The following is an 18,361-nucleotide window of genomic DNA, read 5'->3' on the forward strand; positions in this document are numbered from 1 at the left end:
CCCATCCCCCAACGCGCGACCCTAGCCCCCGGGTGCCCCGTCCGACCCTCCCGCCCGACTAGACTCCGACACCGTCCCCCGCAGCCTGCCCCTCGTCGTTCCCGGAGGCCTTCCGCCGTGACCAAGCCGCCCTTCACGCACCTCCACGTCCACACCCAGTACTCGCTGCTGGACGGTGCCGCGCGGCTCAAGGACATGTTCAACGCGTGCAACGAGATGGGCATGACGCACATCGCCATGTCCGACCACGGCAACCTGCACGGCGCGTACGACTTCTTCCACTCGGCCAAGAAGGCCGGGGTCACGCCGATCATCGGCATCGAGGCGTACGTCGCCCCCGAGTCCCGGCGGAACAAGCGGAAGATCCAGTGGGGCCAGCCGCACCAGAAGCGGGACGACGTCTCGGGCTCCGGCGGCTACACCCACAAGACGATCTGGGCGGCGAACGCCACCGGACTCCACAACCTCTTCCGGCTCTCCTCCGACGCCTATGCCGAGGGCTGGCTCCAGAAGTGGCCCCGGATGGACAAGGAGACCATCTCCCAGTGGTCCGAGGGCCTGATCGCCTCCACCGGCTGCCCCTCCGGCGAGCTCCAGACCCGACTGCGCCTCGGCCAGTTCGACGAGGCCCTGAAGTCCGCCTCCGAGTACCAGGACATCTTCGGCAAGGACCGGTACTTCCTGGAGCTGATGGACCACGGCATCGAGATCGAGCACCGGGTCCGCGACGGCCTCCTGGAGATCGGGAAGAAGCTCGGCATCCCGCCGCTGGTCACCAACGACTCGCACTACACCTACGCGCACGAGGCGACCGCCCACGACGCCCTGCTCTGCATCCAGACCGGCAAGAACCTCTCCGACCCGGACCGCTTCAAGTTCGACGGCACCGGCTACTACCTGAAGTCCACGGACGAGATGTACGCCGTCGACTCCTCGGACGCCTGGCAGGAGGGCTGCCGCAACACCCTCCTGGTCGCCGAGCAGGTCGACACCACCGGCATGTTCGAGGCCAAGAACCTCATGCCGAAGTTCGACATCCCCGAGGGCTACACCGAGGTCACCTGGTTCCGCGAGGAGACCATGCGCGGCATGCACCGCCGGTTCCCGAACGGGATTCCCGAGGACCGCATGAAGCAGGTCGAGTACGAGATGGACACGATCATCTCGATGGGCTTCCCCGGCTACTTCCTCGTCGTCGCCGACTTCATCATGTGGGCGAAGAAGCAGGGCATCGCCGTGGGCCCCGGCCGGGGCTCCGCGGCCGGCTCGATCGTCGCGTACGCCATGGGCATCACCGACCTCGACCCCATCCCGCACGGCCTGATCTTCGAGCGCTTCCTCAACCCCGAGCGCATCTCCATGCCCGACGTCGACATCGACTTCGACGAGCGCCGGCGCGTCGAGGTCATCCGGTACGTCACGGAGAAGTACGGCTCCGACAAGGTGGCCATGATCGGCACCTACGGCAAGATCAAGGCCAAGAACGCCATCAAGGACTCCGCGCGCGTCCTCGGCTACCCGTACGCCATGGGCGACCGGCTCACCAAGGCCATGCCCGCCGACGTCCTCGGCAAGGGCATCGACCTCGACGGCATCACCAACCCCTCCCACCCGCGCTACAGCGAGGCGGGCGAGATCCGGGCGATGTACGAGAACGAGCCCGACGTGAAGAAGGTCATCGACACCGCCCGGGGCGTCGAGGGCCTGGTCCGGCAGATGGGCGTGCACGCCGCCGGCGTGATCATGTCCAGCGAGCCGATCGTCGACCACGCCCCGATCTGGGTGCGGCACACCGACGGCGTCACCATCACGCAGTGGGACTACCCGCAGTGCGAGTCGCTCGGCCTCCTGAAGATGGACTTCCTGGGCCTGCGCAACCTCACCATCATGGACGACGCCGTCAAGATGGTGAAGGCGAACAAGGGGATCGACCTCGACCTGCTCGCCCTGCCGCTCGACGACCCGAAGACCTTCGAACTGCTCCAGCGCGGCGACACCCTCGGCGTCTTCCAGTTCGACGGCGGCCCCATGCGCTCGCTGCTCCGGCTGATGAAGCCCGACAACTTCGAAGACATCTCCGCCGTGTCCGCCCTGTACCGGCCGGGCCCGATGGGCATGAACTCGCACACGAACTACGCCCTGCGCAAGAACAAGCAGCAGGAGATCACCCCGATCCACCCCGAGCTGGAGAAGCCGCTCGAAGAGGTGCTCGCGGTCACCTACGGCCTCATCGTCTACCAGGAGCAGGTCCAGAAGGCCGCCCAGATCATCGCCGGGTACTCGCTCGGCGAGGCCGACATCCTCCGCCGCGTCATGGGCAAGAAGAAGCCCGAGGAGCTGGCGAAGAACTTCACCATCTTCCAGGCCGGCGCCCGGAAGAACGGCTACAGCGACGAGGCCATCCAGGCCCTCTGGGACGTCCTGGTCCCCTTCGCCGGCTACGCCTTCAACAAGGCGCACTCCGCCGCGTACGGCCTGGTGTCCTACTGGACCGCCTACCTCAAGGCCAACCACCCGGCCGAGTACATGGCGGGGCTGCTCACCTCGGTCAAGGACGACAAGGACAAGTCCGCGGTCTACCTCAACGAGTGCCGCCGCATGGGCATCAAGGTCCTGCCGCCCAACGTCAACGAGTCCCAGTCGAACTTCGCCGCCCAGGGCGACGACGTGATCCTCTTCGGCCTCTCCGCCATCCGCAACGTCGGCACCAACGTCGTCGAGTCGATCATCAAGACCCGCAAGTCCAAGGGGAAGTACTCCTCCTTCCCCGACTTCCTCGACAAGGTCGAGGCCGTCGTCTGCAACAAGCGGACCGTCGAGTCGCTGATCAAGGCCGGCGCCTTCGACGAGATGGGCCACACCCGCAAGGGCCTGGTCGCCCACCACGAACCCATGATCGACAACGTGGTCGCGGTCAAGCGCAAGGAGGCCGAGGGGCAGTTCGACCTCTTCGGCGGCATGGGCGAGGAGACCAGCGACGAACCCGGCTTCGGCCTGGACGTGGAGTTCTCCGACGTCGAGTGGGAGAAGTCCTACCTGCTCGCCCAGGAGCGCGAGATGCTCGGCCTCTACGTCTCCGACCACCCGCTCTTCGGCATCGAGCACGTCCTCTCCGACAAGACGGACGCGGCGATCTCCCAGCTCACCGGCGGCGAGCACGGCGACGGCGCGGTCGTCACCATCGGCGGCATCATCTCCGGCCTCCAGCGCAAGATGACCAAGCAGGGCAACGCCTGGGCCATCGCCACCGTCGAGGACCTGGCCGGCTCCATCGAGTGCATGTTCTTCCCGGCCACCTACCAGCTGGTCTCCACCCAGCTCGTCGAGGACACGGTCGTCTTCGTCAAGGGCCGGCTCGACAAGCGCGAGGACGTGCCCCGGCTCGTCGCCATGGAACTCCAGGTCCCCGACCTGTCGAACGCCGGGACCAACGCGCCGGTGATCCTCACCATCCCCACGGTCAAGGTCACCCCGCCGATGGTCAGCAGGCTCGGCGAGATCCTCAAGCACCACAAGGGCAACACCGAGGTGCGGATCAGGCTCCAGGGCCCGCGCAAGACCACCGTGCTGCGGCTCGACCGGCACCGGGTGACGGCGGACCCGGCGCTCTTCGGCGACCTGAAGGTGCTGCTCGGCCCGTCCTGCCTGGCCGGCTGACCTCCCGTCGATCATGCGCAAGGGGCGCGCCCGTCGTCACGGGCGCGCCCCTTTGCCGTACGCGAAAGCCGTCAGTTGTGGCCGAAGCGCTTCTGGCGACCCTTGCGGGCGACGTCGCTCGGGAGGACCTGAGACGCGCGCTGCGCGGCCTCGGACTCCATCGCCGACTGCTGCGCCTGCTGGGCGCCGCGCTCGGCCGGGGACTGCTGCTTCTGACCGCGGTTCTGGTTCCGGTTCTTGGCCATGGTGATGCCTCCTCAAGGGAATTAGGGGCCAGGGCCGCTGTCAGACTCACATACGGTGTGAAACGCCGCATTTTGGATCATTACGGAGGGTCAACACCCCGCCGAGCAGCACATCCGCCACGCCGATGATCCAGTTCCGACCGTCAAGCCACCGGCGGTCGGGCAGACTCGAAGGAAACCCGGAGCAACTTCCGATCCCGAGTCCGACCCCCAGGTCCGAAAGAGGGTGGAACACGTGGACCGCTGCGTCGTCCTGGTGGACGCCGGCTACCTGCTGGGCGCCGCCGCCAGCCTCCTCGCCGGGGAACCGGCCCGTTCCCGGATCACGGTCGACCACGCCGCGCTGATCCAGCAGCTCCGCCAGCGGGCCGAGGCCGAGACCGCGCTGCCCCTCCTGCGCATCTACTGGTTCGACGGCGCTCCCGACCGGGTGCCCCAGCCCGAGCACCGCAGACTGCGCGTGATGCCCCGGGTCACCGTCCGGCTCGGCGCCCTGACCAGGAGCGACGGACGCTGGGCGCAGAAGGGCGTCGACGCGGCCATGCACACCGAGCTGACCGAACTCGCCCGGAACAGGGCCTGCACCGACATCGTGCTCGTCACCGGCGACGGCGACCTGCTGCCCGGCCTCATGTCCGCCAAGGAGCACGGCGTCGCCGTCCACCTCTGGGCCGTCCAGGCCGCCGACGGCGACTACAACCAGTCCGAGGACCTCGTCGCCGAGGCCGACGAGCGGCGGGTCCTCGACCGGGCCTGGATCACCCGCGCCGTCCGCGCCAAGGACCTCACCGGGCTCTGCGCGCCCCCGCCCGCCCCGCGCCCCGAGATCGCCGCCATCCTCTCCGCGCCGCTCCCCGAGGCCGCCCTCGCCGCCTCCGCCGAGCGGGCGGCGGAGGCCGCCGCGCGGGCGTCCGTACGGAACGGGAGCACGGCCCCGGCCGAGGTGAACGGCTCCCCGGCCTCCTCCGGCGCCCCCGACGGCCACGGCCACAGCCACGATCACGGCCACGGCCACGATCACGGCCACGGCCACGACCGCGCCGGGGAGAACGGGCGCGCCCCGGCCCCGGGCAGGGGCGTCCCCACCCCCAAGGACCTCGCGGGGCTGCGCGCCCCCGCCGTCAACGGCTCCCACGGCCCCTCCGCCGTACAGAGCGCGAGCGCCCTTCGCTGGTCCTCCGACCGGGGCTGGGTCGATCGTCCCGCCCCCCTCGGCGAACCGGCCGAGACCGCCTCCCTGCCCACCCTCGCCACCCTCACCAGCGCCGAGCAGCGCTGGGCCGACCGCGAGGAGGACATCACCACCGTCGGCGGCGACCCCTTCGAGGTCGGGCAGGTGTTCGCCCGCCGCTGGATGGAACGCCTCCCGGAGCAGAGCCACGTCCAGAAGCTCTCCGCCCTCTACCCCCGCATCCCGCACCGCATCGACGGCGAACTCCTCCGCTACGCCGCCCGCTTCGGGCTCCTCGCCCACAAGGACGACCAGATCGACGAGCACGACCGGTACGCGATCCGGGCCGGTTTCTGGCGCGAGATCGACGTCCGCGCCGCCGCCGAACACGCCCCCGCGCCCGGAGCCGGCCCGGCGACCCCGTAGGCTCTTCCTCCGTGAGTACGGTGTGCGCGGTGCGGGATCTGGTCAAGACGTACCCCGCCACGCGCGGCAGGCGCGGTGCGCCGGGGACCCCCGAGGTGCGGGCCACCGACGGGATCACCCTCGACGTGCGCGGCGGGGAGATCTTCGGACTGCTCGGACCCAACGGGGCGGGCAAGTCCACCCTCGTCCGCCAGGTCACCGGACTCATGCGGCCCGACTCCGGCTCCGTCGAACTCCTCGGCCACGACCTGGTGCGCCACCCCGAGCGGGCCTCCCGGCTCCTCGCCCACCTCGGCCAGGAGTCCACCGCCCTCGACGAACTGACCGTCGCCCTCGCCGCCGAGACCACCGGCCGGCTGCGCGGCCTCACCGCCCGCGACGCGCGCGCCGAGAGCGGCGCCGTCCTGGAGGAGCTGGGCCTCACCGCGCTCGCCTCCCGGCCGCTCAAGAAGCTCTCCGGCGGACAGCGGCGCCTCGCCTGCGTCGCCGCCGCCCTCGTCGGCCGGCGGCCCGTCCTCGTCCTCGACGAGCCCACCACCGGCATGGACCCGGTCGCCCGCCGCGCCGTCTGGTCCGCCGTCGACCGGCGCCGCGCCGAACACGGCACCACCGTCCTCCTCGTCACCCACAACGTCATCGAGGCCGAGACCGTTCTCGACCGGGTCGCCGTCCTCGAACACGGCCGGGTCATCGCCTGCGACACCCCGGCCGGGCTCAAGGAGCGCGTCGCGGACGAGGTCCGCGTCGAACTGGTGTGGCGCGAGACCGCCCCCCTCCACCTGCCCGAGGTCGCCGCCCTGCGCGGCCTCGCCCAGGAGACCGGCCGGCGCTGGATCCTGCGGCTCGCCCCCGACGCGGCCCGCGCGGCCGTCGCCACCGTCACCGGCGGCGCCGCCTTCGCCGCCCTCGACGACTTCACCCTGGCCACGCCCAGCCTGGAGGACGTCTACCTCGCCCTCGGCGGCGCGACGGAGGGCGCGGAGGGGCTGGTGAAGGCGTGACCCGCCGTGCCCGCGGCCGCAACCGCGTCCTCCGCACCCCGTACGCGCCCCTCCCCGCCCCCGGTGGGCCCCGCGTTCCGTACCCGCACGTGACCGTCAGGAGCTGTCCGCAGTGAGCACCGTGCCCGCCGAGGCCCTGCCGACCCGCGCGCCGGACGTCCGGTCGTACGACGAGGAGGCCGCCGCGCCCCTCGCCCCGAGCGCCCGGCTGCTGCCGTCCCTGGCCGCCGTCTACCGCGCCCAGCTCTCCCGGGCCCGCGTCGCCCGCATCCCGCTGCTCTTCGTCGCCACCTTCCAGTCCATCGGGATCATGGTCCTGATGCGCGGGGTCGTCGACGGCGGCTCCGAGGCGCGCGCCGTCGTGGCCGGCTCCACCGTCCTCGTCGTCGCCTTCGTCGCGCTCAACCTGCTCGCCCAGTACTTCGGGCAGCTGCGGGCCACCGGCGGCCTCGACCACTACGCCACCCTGCCGGTGCCGCCCGCCGCCGTCGTGCTCGGCGCGGCCGGGGCGTACGCCTCCTTCACTGTCCCCGGCACCGCCTTCACCGCCGTCGCGGGCTCCGTGCTCTTCGGCCTCCCGCTGACCCACCTGTGGATCCTCGTCGCCGTCGTCCCGCTCTCCGGCGCCGCCCTCGCGGGGCTCGGCGCGGCCCTCGGCCTCCTCGCGCCCCGCCAGGAGCTGGCCACCCTCCTGGGCCAGCTCGGCATGTCGGCGGCGCTGCTCCTCGGCGTGCTCCCGGCGGAGCGGCTGCCCGGCCCCATCGGCTGGGCGAGGGACCTGCTGCCGTCCACGTACGGCGTGGAGGCCCTGGCCCGCACCTTCGCCCCGGACCCCGACTGGGCGGCCGTCGCCCTCGACCTCGCCGTCTGCGGCGCGGTCGGCGCGGTGTCGCTCGCGGTCGCCACCCGGGCGTACCGCAGGGCCGCCGTCCGCTGAGGCGGGTCACCGGCACACCTGGCACGATGGCGGGGTGACCGCACCTCTGACTCCGCCTCACCAGCCGCAGCCGCACGACCCCGCCTGGCCCCCGCCGCCCCCGCCGCCGTCCGGCCCGGACGGGGACCCGATCACGGCGGCCGAGGTCGTCCAGGGCGCCCTGGTGACCGTCGTCTCGGCGGTCGCGGGAGCGCTGCTCGGAGTGCTGTGGCTGAACCTGGCCCCCCGGGTCCTGCTCGTCTCGGACGGCAAGGGGGTCTACCTGCGGAACTCCGAGGCGGAGACCGCGATCGGCTCGGACGGCACGTTCGTCCTGCTCGCCCTGGCCTTCGGCGCGGTCGCCGGACTCGCCGTCTTCCTGCTGCGCCGCCGGGGCGGGGTCCCGCTGGTGCTCGGCCTGGCCGCCGGCGGCGTCCTGGGCTCCCTGCTCGCCCGGGGCCTCGGCACGCACTTCGGCCCGACCTCGGACGTGGTCGCCCACGCGAAGGCGGTCGGGCCCGACGTCCCCTTCGAGGCCCCGCTGGAACTGCACCTGGGGGCCGCCGCGCTCCTCGCCTGGCCGCTCGCGGCGATGATCGTGCACCTCGCCCTGACGGCCGCCTTCGGGCCGCGCGACCCCGACCCCTGGGAGCAGCCGAAGGCGCTCTGACCCGCCGGGCCCGGCCCGGTCAGGCGCGGCCGATCGGGGCCACCACCGCCGAGGTGAGGGCGGCGAGGTCGCCGGGGGAGAGCTCCACCTCCAGGCCGCGCCGCCCCGCCGACACACAGATCGTCGCGTGGTCCGAGGCCGAGGCGTCGAGGACCGTACGGAGCCGCTTGCGCTGCCCCAGCGGGGAGATGCCGCCCCGCACGTACCCCGTGGTGCGCTCGGCCGCCGCCGGGTCGGCCATCACCGCGCGCTTGCCGCCGACCGCCGAGGCCAGCGCCTTCAGGTCCAGCTGGCCCGCCACCGGGACCACGGCGACCGTCAGCTCGCCGTCGACGTCCGCCACCAGCGTCTTGAACACCCGGCCGGGGGAGACGCCCAGGGCCTCCGCCGCCTCCTCGCCGTACGAGGGGGAGCCCGGGTCGTGCTCGTACGCGTGCACGGTGAACGGCGTGCCGGCCGCCGTCAGGGCCACCGTCGCCGGAGTGCCCCCGCTCCCGCCGTTCTTCTTCTGCTTCTTCGCCACGCGCTCCTCCTCGTCTCTCCCCCCGACCCGGAAGCCGACCGGGGCCGGGGCCGGCTCAGTTCGGGTACGTCGGCGCCTGCGTCAGGTCCACCGCCGGCAGCGACGGCAGGTGCCGGATGACCGCCGTCTCCGTGCGCAGCAGGGCCAGCTCCTCGCGCAGCCGCGTCGCCGTGTCCGGGGCCTGGAGCAGCCGCTGCTTCGACGGCGTGTCGAGCACCGCCGCCGCCGCGACCAGGTACGACACCACCGACGGGTCGTCCGGCAGCTCGCTCGTGGTCAGCGAACGCTCCTTGGCCCCCGCCAGCCGCTTCTGGTAGTTCCGGAAGGCCCGCAGGACCCCCTCGGCGAGCGTGCCCGCGTCCTCGCCCTGCTCCTCCGGGATCTCCTCGACCTCGGCCGTCAGGAACGGGCCGCCCGCGTCGACCGAGAGCAGCTTCACCCGGGTCGTGCCGGTGGTCATCACCTCGAAGCTGCCGTCGGCGCGCTCCCGGATGCTCGCCGCGTCGGCGACGCAGCCCACCCGGTGGAAGGACTGGATCGGGTCGGGGCCGAAGCCCGCTGCCGGACCCTTCTCCGGCAGCGCCGTCGGGTCCGGCATCCCGGGAGCGGTCGGCGCGACCTCGCGGCCGTCGCGGATCGCGACGACGGCGAAGCGGCGCGGCCGCGACTCGTCGATCGTGAGCAGCTCGCGCATCATGGCGCGATAACGCTCCTCGAAGACGTTCAGCGGCAGCACGAGGCCCGGGAACAGCACCGTGTTGAGCGGGAAGAGGGGCAGACGGGCGGTGGTCACAGCCGCCAAGCCTAATGGCCGCCGGGCCCGCCCCGTCCGGCCCGTCCGCGACCGGGCGTCCACAGGGGCGTCCGGCGGGCCACTTCGAGCCGCGTCCGGTCCCGCGCGGCCAGGAAACGGAGGAGGGGGTCCCCGCTGTCCGGGCGGAGCCGGGAGCCCGGGGGAGGGGGCTCCGGTGCGGCGTCCCGCGCCGGCCCCCAGGGGAACGAGGTCGCGCAGGGGCCGATCCGGCCGAACTCCTCGAGGGCCTCCGCCCACCGCCCCCGCTCCATCAGCAGGTGCGCGAGCACGTTGCGGACCCCGGCCGGCCACGGGTCGCCCGCCGGGAACACCGCCGACAGGGCCAGGGCCCGGTCCGCCGCCCGGTCGAGGACGGCCGGCGGCTCGGACCCCTCCTGCCCCGGCGGCACCCGCAGCGACTCGTGGGCGGCGCGGACCGGCAGCGCCCGCACGAGCGAGCCCGGGGCGGCGTCGTCGGCCGCCCGCTCCGCGAAGTCGAAGGCGGCGCGCCGCGAGCCGTGCCCCTGGGCGGACAGGTACTTCAGCGCCGCGACGTGGCAGCCGTAGTGGTGCGGGGAGCGGCGCACGGCCTCCGCCCACAGCGACTCGAAGACGGCGGGCCCGGCCTGCGCCCCCCGCGCGTGGTCCAGGGCGAGCCGCCACGGCACCGGATCGCGCGGCGCCTCCTCGGCGACCTTCCGGACCAGCGGGTCGAGGTCGCGCAGCCGCTCGGCCCGCGCCGGGGACTCCCACGCCCGGCGGACGGCGAGCTGCGCCGTGACGAGCAGGGCGTCCGGGTCGCGGGGCGCGGCGGAGAGCCACCGGAGCAGCCAGTCCTCCCTGCGGTACGCGAAGACGGCGAGCCGGGTGACGTACCGGTCGCGGTCCTCCCACTCGGCCGCGTCCCGGGTGGTGGCGAGCAGCTTCGCCGCGGGCTCCGGGTCGGCGAGGGCGGCGGCGACCAGGGCGGGGGCGAGCCGCTCGTCCGGGGCGTCGAGCAGCACGTCGTCGTCCGGCACGAGCCCGGCCGCGAGCCGAGGGGCGTGCCGGGCCGAGCGGGCGGCGCCGACGAGGGCGCGGAACATGGACATGGCGTGACGTATTGTCCCCCGGCGCCCCTCGCCGCCGCAGCCGTCCCGGCCGGTCGTGACAGCTCCCTCACCCCGCCGTGACAGCTTCCACACGCCTCCCGCCCCCGCGCCCCGGTTCCTCCGCGTGAACCTCCCGCCTCCTCCTCACCCCCTGCTCAGCAGGCGGGTCGCGCCCGCCGCCACCGTCGTCGCGAGGATCCACCCCAGCAGGATCAGCACCGCCGCCACCCACTGCCAGGCGCCCTCGAGGCGCCAGTAGCCGTCCTGGCCGAGGTTGATCACCGGCAGCAGCAGGTCCAGGGCGTACAGCGTGCCGTTCCACTCGGGAGCCTCGTCCGCCTTCAGCGGCACCGGACGGTAGTGGGAGAAGGCCACCGTGCCCGCCGCCCACAGCACCGCCATCCAGAGCGCCGCCCGGCCCGGCCGGTAGCCGTACGCCACCGTCCAGTCCTGGAGGTAGCCCCAGAGCTTCCCGGCCAGCGGCAGCGTCTCCCGTCGGCGTCGCTGCTTGGCGAGCAGCACCTCGCGGGCGTCCGCGTCCTCCCCGCTGTTGCGCAGCACCGTCGCGAGCCGCTCGTACGGCTCGGGGGCGTACTCCGGGGTCGCCGCCGCCACCCACTCCAGGCGCAGGGAGAGCGGGAACCGCTCGTACGGCACGAGGTTCTCGTAGACGAAGCCGCCCATCGCCAGACCGCCGGGCCCCGGCCAGCTGCTCCACAGGTCGATGAGCGTGACGATCCTGGCGCCGTTGAGCACCACCCGCCCCTCCTCCGGGCGCTCGCCGTTGAACCGCAGCTCCGGGGTGACGATCCGGCGCAGCGACACCTCCTCCCGGCGCGCCCCGTCGAGCAGGAACCGGGCGTGCTTGAGGTCCACCGCGTCCCCGAACCGCCCGTCGTCGAGGCGCACCCCGCCGTGGAACTCGACCGGCTTGCGCCGCGTGCCCCGGGCGGGCGTCAGCCCGTACGGCGGGGTGGCCGTCGAGCCGTCCGCGACCTCGGAGGTCCCCGTCCCCTCGTACACCCAGGCCGCGTTCAGATAGAGCGAGCGCTCCACCGTCAGCTGCGGCGCGTTGAGCGCGCGGCGCCCCTGCGCCCCGCGCAGCACGCTGCCCCGCAGGCTGAGCGAGACCCCGATCTGGGCCCCGCGCAGGCTCAGCTCGCCGTACGTCTCGATCAGCTCGGCCTGGAGGTCCTGCGCCACCACCATCCCGTCCGCCGCGATCGCCCGCCCCCGCCGGTCCGGCCACACCTGGATCTGGTTGATCAGCAGGTCCGTGCCGATCTGGGCGTCCGTCAGGCGGATGCCCCACCGCACCCGGCAGCGCGGCAGGTGCAGGTCCCCCTCCGTGTGCAGCCGGGCCGCCTCCAGACGCGGCAGCGCGCACTCCACCATCCGCAGGGTCCCGAACCGGGCCTCGGGCACCACCACCTCGCCGTCGAACCGGCACCCCTGCAGCTCCACGTACGGCCCTATCGTCCCGCCCGCCAGGTCCAGGACGCCGGTGATCCTCGCCCCGCGCAGCTTCAGGGCGGCCACCCGCCCGGACCGGGCCTCCGGTCCGGAGAGCAGCAGCAGTGCCACCACCTCGGCGCGGACGCTCCGCTCCTCCCCCCACTCCTGCGTCCCGAACGGGTCGTCCCGCTCCGCGACCCCCTCCGTCAGATCGCACGTCCGCCCCACCCGGAACGCCCGCCACAGGTCCCGCTCCGGCCCCGTGAGACCGTCCGGCATCCCGTCCTCGCGCGGCTCGGTCACTGCCGCCCCCTCGCTTTCCACGATCCGCATCCACGATTCCGCTTCCCGGACCCCGTGGATTCGTACAGCCGTTCTTCCCGCTGTGTGACGGGCTGAACGCTAACGGTCAGGAGTGGCGACAAGACGCCAGTGAGGTGTGTATCAGCCAGTGATACGGGCGTCCGGCGCCGTGGGCCGTCTGAGAGAATTGACCCGTGATCTCTCGAATCGATCTGCGCGGCGAGGCCCTCCCCGAGGGTTCCGCCCTGCGTGACCTGCTGCCCCGTGCCGAGTTCGACGTGGAAGCCGCCCTGGAGAAGGTGCGGCCGATCTGCGAGGACGTACGGCATCGTGGCGCGGCCGCGGTGATCGACTACGGGGAGAGATTCGACGGCGTCCGCGTCCCGGGCCTGCGCGTCCCCGCCGGGGAGCTGACCCGCGCCCTCGACGAGCTCGACCCGGCCGTCCGCGCCGCCCTGGAGGAGTCCGTCCGGCGCGCCCGGCTCGTCCACCGCGAGCAGCGCCGGACCACCCACACCACCCAGGTCGTCCCCGGCGGCACGGTCACCGAGAAGTGGATCCCCGTCGAGCGCGTCGGCCTGTACGTGCCGGGCGGCCGCTCGGTCTACCCGTCCTCCGTCGTGATGAACGTCGTCCCGGCCCAGGAGGCCGGCGTCGAGGGCGTCGCCGTCGCCTCGCCCCCGCAGCGCGAGTTCGGCGGGCTCCCGCACCCGACGATCCTGGCCGCCTGCGCCCTGCTCGGCGTGGACGAGGTCTACGCCGCCGGCGGCGCCCAGGCCGTCGCCATGTTCGCGTACGGCACCGAAGCGCGCGGGGACGAGCCCGGCTGCGCCCCCGTCAACCTGGTCACAGGGCCCGGCAACATCTACGTGGCCGCCGCCAAGCGCCTCCTCAAGGGCCGCATCGGCATCGACGCCGAGGCCGGACCCACCGAGATCGCGATCCTCGCGGACTCCACCGCCGACCCCGTGCACGTCGCCGCCGACCTCATCAGCCAGGCCGAGCACGACCCGATGGCCGCCTCCGTCCTCGTCACCGACTCCGAGGAGCTGGCCGAGGCCACCGAGGCCGAGCTGAAGACCCAGGTCGCCGCCTCCAAGCACGTGGACGACCGGATCGTCCCGGCCCTGGCCGGCCGCCAGTCCGCGATCGTCCTCGTCCGCGACCTCGCCGACGGCCTCAAGGTCGTCGACGCGTACGGCGCCGAGCACCTGGAGGTCCAGACCGCCGACGCCGCCGCCGTCGCGGACCGCGTCCGCAACGCCGGCGCGATCTTCGTCGGCCCCTGGGCCCCCGTCTCGCTCGGCGACTACTGCGCCGGCTCCAACCACGTCCTGCCCACCGGCGGCTGCGCCTGCCACTCCTCGGGCCTCTCCGTGCAGTCCTTCCTGCGCGGGGTGCACATCGTGGACTACACCCGCGACGCCCTCGCGGACGTCGCCCACCACGTGGTGACCCTCGCGGAGGCCGAGGACCTGCCGGCCCACGGCGCGGCGGTCAAGGCACGGTTCGGATGGAAGGTGCCGAAGACCAAGTGACCGCAGACCGAACGACCGCAGACCGAACGACCGGAACCGGCGTGACCGGAATCGACGACCTCCCCGTCCGGGAGGAGCTGCGCGGCAAGTCCCCCTACGGCGCGCCCCAGCTCGACGTCCCCGTCCAGCTCAACACCAACGAGAACCCCTACCCGCTGCCCGAGCCCCTGGTGGCCCGGATCGCGGAGCGGGTCGCGGAGGCCGCCCGCGGCCTCAACCGCTACCCCGACCGGGACGCGGTCGAGCTGCGCACCGAGCTCGCCCGCTACCTCACCCGCACCGGCGGGCACCCGGTCACCGCCGAGAACGTCTGGGCGGCCAACGGCTCCAACGAGGTCCTCCAGCAGCTCCTCCAGACCTTCGGCGGCCCCGGCCGCACCGCGATCGGCTTCGAGCCCTCGTACTCGATGCACGCCCTGATCGCCCGCGGCACCGGCACCGGCTGGATCTCCGGTCCCCGCGACGACGACTTCCGCGTGGACGTGGAGAGCGCCTGTAAGGCGATCGCCGAGCACCGCCCGGACGTCGTCTTCGTCACCTCGCCCAACAACCCCACCGGCACCGCCGTCGAGGCCGACACCGTCCTCGCCCTGTACGAGGCGGCCCAGGCGGCCGGGCCGTCGATGGTCGTCGTGGACGAGGCGTACGTCGAGTTCAGCCACCGCGACTCGCTGCTGCCCCTCATCGAGGGCCGCCCGAACCTGGTGGTCTCGCGGACCATGTCCAAGGCTTTCGGCGCCGCCGGACTCCGCCTCGGCTACCTCGCCGCCCACCCCGCCGTGGTCGACGCCGTGCAGCTCGTCCGGCTGCCGTACCACCTCTCCGCCGTCACCCAGGCCACCGCGCTCGCCGCCCTGGAGCACACCGACACCCTCCTCGGGTACGTCGAGCAGCTCAAGGCCGAGCGCGACCGGCTCGTCGCCGAACTGCGGGCGATCGGCTACGAGGTCACCGAGTCCGACGCCAACTTCGTGCAGTTCGGGAAGTTCCCCGACACCCACGCCGCCTGGCGGGCGATCCTCGACCGGGGCGTCCTGGTCCGGGACAACGGCGTACCGGGATGGCTGCGCGTCACCGCCGGCACCCCCGAAGAGAACGACGCGTTCCTCGACGCGGTCCGTGAATTGATGAAGGAGCAGGAACGATGAGCCGCGTAGGCCGCGTTGAGCGCACCACCAAGGAGACCTCCGTCGTCGTCGAGATCGACCTCGACGGCACCGGAAAGGTCGACGTGTCGACCGGGGTCGGCTTCTACGACCACATGCTCGACCAGCTCGGCCGCCACGGCCTCTTCGACCTGACCGTCAAGACCGACGGCGACCTGCACATCGACTCGCACCACACCATCGAGGACACCGCCCTCGCCCTCGGCGCCGCCTTCAAGCAGGCCCTCGGCGACAAGGTCGGCATCTACCGCTTCGGCAACTGCACCGTCCCGCTGGACGAGTCGCTCGCCCAGGTCACCGTGGACCTCTCCGGCCGCCCGTACCTCGTGCACACCGAGCCCGAGAACATGGCGCCGATGATCGGCTCGTACGACACGACGATGACCCGGCACATCTTCGAGTCCTTCGTCGCCCAGGCCCAGATCGCGCTGCACATCCACGTCCCGTACGGACGCAACGCCCACCACATCGTGGAGTGCCAGTTCAAGGCCCTGGCCCGCGCCCTGCGCTATGCCTCCGAGCGCGACCCGCGCGCCGCCGGCATCCTTCCCTCCACGAAGGGCGCGCTCTAGTCGTGAACGGCCTCTCCACCATCCTGATCGTCGTCGGGCTGTTCCTGCTCGGCGGCATCTACTCCTTCGCCAAGCAGCAGATGCCCAAGGGCGTCATCGTGCTGCTCTCGATCGGCGCCGCGATGTGCCTCGCCGCCGGCGTCCTCCGTCTGGACGTGTGGTCATGAGCGCATCGGGAAACCCCAAGAAGGTCGTCGTCTTCGACTACGGCTTCGGCAACGTGCGCTCCGCCGAGCGCGCCCTCGCCCGGGTCGGGGCCGACGTCGAGATCACCCGCGACTACGAGCGCGCCATGAACGCCGACGGGCTCCTCGTCCCCGGCGTCGGCGCCTTCTCCGCCTGCATGCGGGGGCTCAAGGAGGCCCGCGGCGACTGGATCGTCGGCCGCCGCCTCTCCGGCGGCCGGCCCGTCATGGGCATCTGCGTCGGCATGCAGATCCTCTTCGCCCAGGGCATCGAGCACGGCGTGGAGACCGAGGGCCTCGACGAGTGGCCCGGCACGGTCGAACCGCTGGACGCCCCCGTCGTCCCCCACATGGGCTGGAACACCGTCGACGCCCCCGCGGACAGCGAGCTGTTCGCCGGCCTCGACGCCGACGCCCGCTACTACTTCGTGCACTCCTACGGCGTGCGCGAGTGGACGCTGGAGGTCGGCAACCCCAACATCCGCGCCCCCAAGGTCAGCTGGGCCACCCACGGCGAGCCCTTCGTCGCGGCCGTCGAGAACGGCGCCCTGTGGGCCACCCAGTTCCACCCCGAGAAGTCCGGCGACGCCGGAGCCCAGCTCCTCACCAACTGGATCGGAACCCTGTGAGCAGCACGCTTGAACTCCTCCCCGCCGTCGACGTCCGCGACGGCCAGGCCGTCCGCCTCGTCCACGGCGAGTCCGGCACCGAGACCTCCTACGGCTCCCCGCTCGAAGCGGCCCTCGCCTGGCAGGGCTCCGGCGCCGAGTGGCTGCACCTGGTCGACCTCGACGCGGCCTTCGGCACCGGCGACAACCGCGGGGTGATCGCCGAGGTCACCGGGGCCATGGACATCAAGGTGGAGCTCTCCGGCGGCATCCGCGACGACGCCTCGCTCGCCGCCGCCCTCGCCACCGGCTGCACCCGCGTCAACCTCGGCACCGCCGCCCTGGAGACCCCCGAGTGGGTCGCCAAGGTCATCGCCGAGTACGGCGACAGGATCGCCGTCGGCCTCGACGTGCGCGGCACGACGCTGCGCGGCCGGGGCTGGACCCGGGACGGCGGCGACCTGTACGAGACGCTGGCCCGCCTCGACTCCGAGGGCTGCGCCCGCTACGTCGTCACCGACATCGCCAAGGACGGCACCCTCCAGGGCCCCAACCTGGAGCTCCTGAAGAACGTCTGCGCGGCCACCGACAAGCCCGTCGTCGCCTCCGGCGGCGTCTCCTCCCTGGACGACCTGCGGGCCCTGTCCGGCCTGGTCCCGCTGGGCGTCGAGGGCGCGATCGTCGGCAAGGCGCTGTACGCCAAGGCCTTCACCCTCGAAGAGGCGCTCGCGGCGGTGGCGTCGTGACCTCCGAGGTCCGCAGGGTCGTCACCGGGGCGCCCTGGGAGGAGCAGTTCGGCTACTCCCGCGCGGTCGAGCTGCCGAACGGCACGGTCCTGGTCTCCGGCTGCACGTCGGTGGTCGACGGCCAGATCGCCGACGGCGGCCCGTACGACCAGGCGGTCAACTCCTTCCGCGTGGCCTTCGGCGCGCTGGAGCAGCTGGGCCTGGGCGCCGAGCACGTCGTCCGGACCCGGATGTACCTCACCCACGCCCGGGACGTGGAGGAGGTCGGCCGCGCCCACAAGGAGCTGTTCGACGCCGTCCGCCCCGCCGCCTCCATGATCATCGTCTCCGGCTTCGTCGACCCCCGCCTGGTCGTCGAGGTCGAGGTCGAGGCCTACCGGCCGGAGGCCCACCGGGCCGGGACCGACCGGGAGGAGGGCGCATGAGCCTCGCCGTACGCGTGATCCCCTGCCTGGACGTGGACAACGGCCGGGTCGTCAAGGGCGTCAACTTCCAGAACCTGCGGGACGCGGGCGACCCCGTCGAGATGGCGAAGCTGTACGACGCCGAGGGCGCCGACGAGCTGACCTTCCTCGACATCACCGCCTCCTCCGGCAACCGGGAGACCACCTACGACGTGGTGCGCCGCACCGCCGAGCAGGTCTTCATCCCGCTCACGGTCGGCGGCGGCGTGCGCTCGGCCGAGGACGTCGACAAGCTGCTGCGGGCCGGCGCCGACAAGGTCGGCGTGAACACGGCGGCCATCGCGCGCCCCGAGCTGATCCGGGAGATCGCGGAGCGCTTCGGCCGCCAGGTGCTCGTCCTGTCCGTGGACGCGCGCCGCACGGAGACCGGCTCCTTCGAGGTCACGACCCACGGCGGGCGCAGGGGCACCGGCATCGACGCCGTCGAGTGGGCGCACCGGGCCGCCGAGCTTGGCGCGGGCGAGATCCTGCTCAACTCGATGGACGCGGACGGCACGAAGGACGGCTACGACACCGAGATGATCGCGGCCGTGCGCAAGCACGTGACCGTGCCGGTGATCGCCTCCGGCGGCGCGGGGAAGCTCTCCGACTTCCCGCCGGCCGTCGCGGCGGGCGCGGACGCGGTGCTCGCGGCCTCCGTCTTCCACTTCGGCGACCTGCGGATCTCGCAGGTCAAGGGAGCGCTGCGGGAAGCGGGCCACGAGGTCCGCTGACACCTGGTTCCGCTTTCCGGGAGGGCCCCTTCGGGGGCCCTCCTTCTTGGCGGAGTGCACAGGATTTCTTTCGCAATTTTCATTGCGCAACTTTTCTTTCGCATCTACGGTCGTGGAC

18 protein-coding genes are annotated in these 18,361 nt (G+C 72.8%); 13 read left to right on the forward strand and 5 right to left on the reverse strand.

From position 1 onward, the window contains the following. The first annotated feature begins 117 nt into the window (after positions 1 to 117). Complete coding sequence (gene dnaE, locus OO47_RS02070; protein WP_033207747.1) at positions 118 to 3,657, forward strand: DNA polymerase III subunit alpha; 3,540 nt, start codon at positions 118 to 120, stop codon at positions 3,655 to 3,657. Between the two features lie 71 nt (positions 3,658 to 3,728). On the opposite strand, the gene OO47_RS37155 is transcribed toward dnaE, so the two are convergent. Further along, positions 3,729 to 3,902, reverse strand: coding sequence for a hypothetical protein (locus OO47_RS37155; protein ID WP_163013880.1), 174 nt, complete (start codon positions 3,900 to 3,902; stop codon positions 3,729 to 3,731). Between the two features lie 226 nt (positions 3,903 to 4,128). Here OO47_RS37155 and OO47_RS02075 point away from each other — a divergent pair, with 226 nt between their 5' ends. The 4 genes from OO47_RS02075 (at position 4,129) to OO47_RS02090 (ending at position 8,086) form a co-directional block, all read left to right on the forward strand. Beyond that, positions 4,129 to 5,499 (forward strand): NYN domain-containing protein, encoded by a 1,371-nt coding sequence (locus OO47_RS02075; protein WP_030205468.1) that lies wholly within the window; start codon positions 4,129 to 4,131, stop codon positions 5,497 to 5,499. Positions 5,500 to 5,519: 20 nt separating this feature from the next. After that, positions 5,520 to 6,500: an ABC transporter ATP-binding protein gene (locus OO47_RS02080; RefSeq protein WP_030205465.1), complete on the forward strand. Its 981-nt coding sequence runs from the start codon at positions 5,520 to 5,522 to the stop codon at positions 6,498 to 6,500. Positions 6,501 to 6,612: 112 nt separating this feature from the next. Then, positions 6,613 to 7,437, forward strand: a complete 825-nt coding sequence (locus tag OO47_RS02085) for an ABC transporter permease (RefSeq protein ID WP_030205463.1) — start codon at positions 6,613 to 6,615, stop codon at positions 7,435 to 7,437. Between the two features lie 34 nt (positions 7,438 to 7,471). Continuing rightward, entirely contained in the window at positions 7,472 to 8,086 is a 615-nt protein-coding gene (locus OO47_RS02090; RefSeq protein WP_030205461.1) for an ABC transporter permease, read from the forward strand. Between the two features lie 19 nt (positions 8,087 to 8,105). Here the strand turns inward: OO47_RS02090 and ybaK are convergent, their stop codons facing one another. From ybaK to OO47_RS02110, 4 genes are all read right to left on the reverse strand, one after another. Continuing rightward, complete coding sequence (gene ybaK, locus OO47_RS02095; RefSeq protein ID WP_030205459.1) at positions 8,106 to 8,609, reverse strand: Cys-tRNA(Pro) deacylase; 504 nt, start codon at positions 8,607 to 8,609, stop codon at positions 8,106 to 8,108. 55 nt (positions 8,610 to 8,664) lie between these two features. Continuing rightward, complete coding sequence (locus OO47_RS02100) at positions 8,665 to 9,402, reverse strand: LON peptidase substrate-binding domain-containing protein (protein ID WP_030205457.1); 738 nt, start codon at positions 9,400 to 9,402, stop codon at positions 8,665 to 8,667. Between the two features lie 11 nt (positions 9,403 to 9,413). Continuing rightward, complete coding sequence (locus OO47_RS02105) at positions 9,414 to 10,493, reverse strand: hypothetical protein (protein WP_030205455.1); 1,080 nt, start codon at positions 10,491 to 10,493, stop codon at positions 9,414 to 9,416. Positions 10,494 to 10,637: 144 nt separating this feature from the next. Continuing rightward, entirely contained in the window at positions 10,638 to 12,251 is a 1,614-nt protein-coding gene (locus tag OO47_RS02110; protein ID WP_030205453.1) for a hypothetical protein, read from the reverse strand. A gap of 194 nt (positions 12,252 to 12,445) precedes the next feature. On the opposite strand from OO47_RS02110, the gene hisD reads away from it, so the two are divergent. Genes hisD through hisF form a run of 8 tightly spaced genes read left to right on the forward strand, consistent with a single transcriptional unit; the run spans position 12,446 to position 18,243 of the window. Beyond that, positions 12,446 to 13,789 carry a histidinol dehydrogenase gene (gene hisD, locus OO47_RS02115; protein ID WP_030205451.1) on the forward strand — a complete coding sequence of 448 codons (1,344 nt, stop codon included), beginning with the start codon at positions 12,446 to 12,448 and terminating at the stop codon, positions 13,787 to 13,789. 41 nt (positions 13,790 to 13,830) lie between these two features. Then, positions 13,831 to 14,937 (forward strand): histidinol-phosphate transaminase, encoded by a 1,107-nt coding sequence (locus OO47_RS02120; RefSeq protein WP_030205449.1) that lies wholly within the window; start codon positions 13,831 to 13,833, stop codon positions 14,935 to 14,937. Then, the gene (gene hisB / locus OO47_RS02125; protein WP_030205445.1) at positions 14,934 to 15,527 is read left to right on the forward strand and encodes an imidazoleglycerol-phosphate dehydratase HisB; all 594 of its coding nucleotides are present in this window, start codon (positions 14,934 to 14,936) and stop codon (positions 15,525 to 15,527) included. Before OO47_RS02120 ends, hisB begins: the two co-directional genes overlap by 4 nt. Positions 15,528 to 15,529: 2 nt before the next feature. After that, on the forward strand, positions 15,530 to 15,694 hold the full coding sequence (locus tag OO47_RS37160; protein WP_030205444.1) for a hypothetical protein: 165 nt from the start codon (positions 15,530 to 15,532) through the stop codon (positions 15,692 to 15,694). Further along, complete coding sequence (hisH, locus tag OO47_RS02135; RefSeq protein WP_030205442.1) at positions 15,691 to 16,341, forward strand: imidazole glycerol phosphate synthase subunit HisH; 651 nt, start codon at positions 15,691 to 15,693, stop codon at positions 16,339 to 16,341. Before OO47_RS37160 ends, hisH begins: the two co-directional genes overlap by 4 nt. After that, entirely contained in the window at positions 16,338 to 17,066 is a 729-nt protein-coding gene (gene priA, locus OO47_RS02140) for a bifunctional 1-(5-phosphoribosyl)-5-((5-phosphoribosylamino)methylideneamino)imidazole-4-carboxamide isomerase/phosphoribosylanthranilate isomerase PriA (protein ID WP_030205440.1), read from the forward strand. Before hisH ends, priA begins: the two co-directional genes overlap by 4 nt. Further along, positions 17,063 to 17,491: a RidA family protein gene (locus OO47_RS02145; RefSeq protein ID WP_051715145.1), complete on the forward strand. Its 429-nt coding sequence runs from the start codon at positions 17,063 to 17,065 to the stop codon at positions 17,489 to 17,491. Before priA ends, OO47_RS02145 begins: the two co-directional genes overlap by 4 nt. Next, positions 17,488 to 18,243, forward strand: a complete 756-nt coding sequence (gene hisF, locus OO47_RS02150; protein ID WP_030205435.1) for an imidazole glycerol phosphate synthase subunit HisF — start codon at positions 17,488 to 17,490, stop codon at positions 18,241 to 18,243. Before OO47_RS02145 ends, hisF begins: the two co-directional genes overlap by 4 nt. The last annotated feature ends 118 nt before the right edge of the window (positions 18,244 to 18,361 follow it).

It is taken from the genome of Streptomyces bikiniensis (assembly GCF_000716625.1).
In the GTDB taxonomy this organism is placed as follows: Bacteria; Actinomycetota; Actinomycetes; order Streptomycetales; family Streptomycetaceae; genus Streptomyces; species Streptomyces bikiniensis.

Excerpts from the sequence above, each read along its gene's own strand:
- OO47_RS37155 (WP_163013880.1), bottom strand. The coding sequence starts at position 3,902 with ATGGCCAAGAACCGGAACCAGAACCGCGGTCAGAAGCAGCAGTCCCCG.
- OO47_RS02105 (WP_030205455.1), bottom strand. The coding sequence starts at position 10,493 with ATGTCCATGTTCCGCGCCCTCGTCGGCGCCGCCCGCTCGGCCCGGCAC.
- hisB (WP_030205445.1), top strand. The coding sequence starts at position 14,934 with ATGAGCCGCGTAGGCCGCGTTGAGCGCACCACCAAGGAGACCTCCGTC.
- hisH (WP_030205442.1), top strand. The coding sequence starts at position 15,691 with ATGAGCGCATCGGGAAACCCCAAGAAGGTCGTCGTCTTCGACTACGGC.
- hisF (WP_030205435.1), top strand. The coding sequence starts at position 17,488 with ATGAGCCTCGCCGTACGCGTGATCCCCTGCCTGGACGTGGACAACGGC.